This is a genomic window from Bacteroides sp. NSJ-39 (assembly GCF_014287315.1).
In the GTDB taxonomy this organism is placed as follows: domain Bacteria; phylum Bacteroidota; class Bacteroidia; order Bacteroidales; family Bacteroidaceae; genus Bacteroides; species Bacteroides finegoldii.
Genome location: NZ_JACOOB010000057.1, coordinates 1 through 2,017, shown reverse-complemented (window position 1 = coordinate 2,017; position 2,017 = coordinate 1). Strand labels below are relative to the sequence as shown.

Annotated in this window: 2 protein-coding genes; both read right to left on the bottom strand. The window is 46.1% G+C overall.

Translation table 11 applies throughout. The annotated features are described in order from the left end of the window. Positions 1 to 100 (bottom strand): GTP-binding protein (locus tag H8S63_RS19670; protein WP_370527615.1); only part of this gene is annotated, 100 nt, incomplete at its 3' end. A gap of 651 nt (positions 101 to 751) precedes the next feature. Beyond that, positions 752 to 2,017 (bottom strand): DNA methylase (locus H8S63_RS19665; RefSeq protein WP_151851776.1); only part of this gene is annotated, 1,266 nt, incomplete at its 5' end.

Below are 2,017 nucleotides of genomic sequence, written 5' to 3'. Positions count from 1 at the left end.
TTTCCGTTGCTCCACTGGCAAACAGCAGATTCTCGGTTACGGAAGTTTTTCCTGCATCAATGTGAGCAAGAATTCCTAAATTTATAATATTCATTTGGATTAAGCAATAATATACTACAGTAGATGCATTGTCGAAACGCACCTTTTAATACCTCCTCGTAGCATATGAGAACTACAGGATTACTAACTCGTATTAATATGTATATTATTACTGCCGCATAACGATTACAAAATTACACAAAAAAATATATCTAACAAAAGTGGGAGGATTTTTTAACTTTTTACCATAGACATTTTATTAGGGAAGCGTAGGTTCAACTGGCAAGTACAAATAAGTAGAAATGTTTGAACAACACCGTTTTAGGAAGTTGAAAAATCAAGTTTCTCTCTCGGTATAGCGTTTATTTTGGCCAATATCTTCTTTAGTTTAGCATTTGTGTATTTCCCATTCGTGTTCTATTTAGCTCCTTATTATGAGTATGTAGCAAGTTACTTATCAAATTCAGCCTCTTTGAGGGTCAAATATGGTTTTGCAAATGGTGACTGACAAGACATAAACAAGGTCAGCAGGAATTTTTTACATAAATGGACATGAATGTATATAACCTAAAATAAGAATAAATTTTAATAAGGGCTGCCCAAAAAGAAAAAAATGCAGTTGCCATCCTATAGATACTTGCAGAAAGGATAAAATTTACTTTTAGACCTTTTGGGATAGCCCTTATTAATACTTCAGATAAAATTCCTTAGGTTATATTTTCAATCCTTTGGACCGGGTTTCCTCCTTGGCATACAGTCCCGGACGCCCGATTATGACATGGTTGGCAACGATACTATCCGCCGGACTGCGTATCTGCGGCGGTGCATTTTCGGGATATTGCGCCTGCCTGTTCCTCACATCTTCCGCTTCCGGCTTGAGCTGTTGCCCTTCATTCTCCTTTTCTGCGACTTCGGGCGTGGGTGGCGCAAGCTCCAGCTGAATTTTTCGGTCAAGGGCGGCAAGTTCGGACTTCAACTGCTTCAGCTCGTCCTCCTTCTTCCACACCTTACCCGCTATCTCCTGTAACTGCGGTATCTCCATCTCCAGCACCTCGTTCTTCGCCTTGTACTGGTCGATGATGGAGGGTATCCTCTCCATCGCGTTGAGGAAGTTGCGGGCGGCGGCCAACGGGTCAGCCATCGCCAGATGCCCGTTGTTGTAGGTGTACTTGTAGTTCCCCTCGACCACGAAGCGGTTGTCGGTGAACTCCAATCCCTCTTTGAGTATCCTTTCGCTCACCACCTTTATCGGAAAACCGTAAAGTTCACCGACCTGCGTGTACAACCCTCCGGTCGTGGCATTCTTGGCTATCTCCTGCAAACGCTTTCCGATGACCTTCTCATCGGCGGAATCCACTCCGTCCACCTTTATTATATTAAGGCGGTTGCCCTCCTTGTCGGTCTGCACCACCGACAGGAAGCGGTTCCAGTCCTCCGTCATGGCATCTATGAAAGCCGTGTTGTTGCGCAACTCGCCGGTCTTTGACTCCAGCTTGAACTCCGAATCACGCTTGCCCTTGTTGAACGACTTGCGTTCCCCTTCGAGCGATGCGATCCGCTTTTCCAGTTTCGCCTTGTCCAACAGGTCGGTATTGCCGGAGAGCAACGCCATGTATTCCGAGAAATTCATGCCCGATTTTTCGTCCATTGCCCCCTCGTCGATGGTACGCGCACCCATCGCACCGCTTTTGAGCTGGCTTATGAAAGTCTGCTTGCAGTGCAGGAGGTTGAACTTGTAGCTGTCCAGTGACTTCTCCACCGCGTAGATGATTACATCCACGTTGTTCCCGGCGAAATGTTTGGCAATCTCATTACCTGCCCTAACTCCGCGTCCGTCACGCTGTTGCAAGTCGGACGGTCGATCGGGTAGGTCAAGGGCATTACTGCCCTCTTCCCCCCTCAGAACCGTACGTGAGAGTTTCCCCTCATACGGCTCAAGCTTTTCTAAATCTCTATTCTTATATAGAGACCGGCTCAT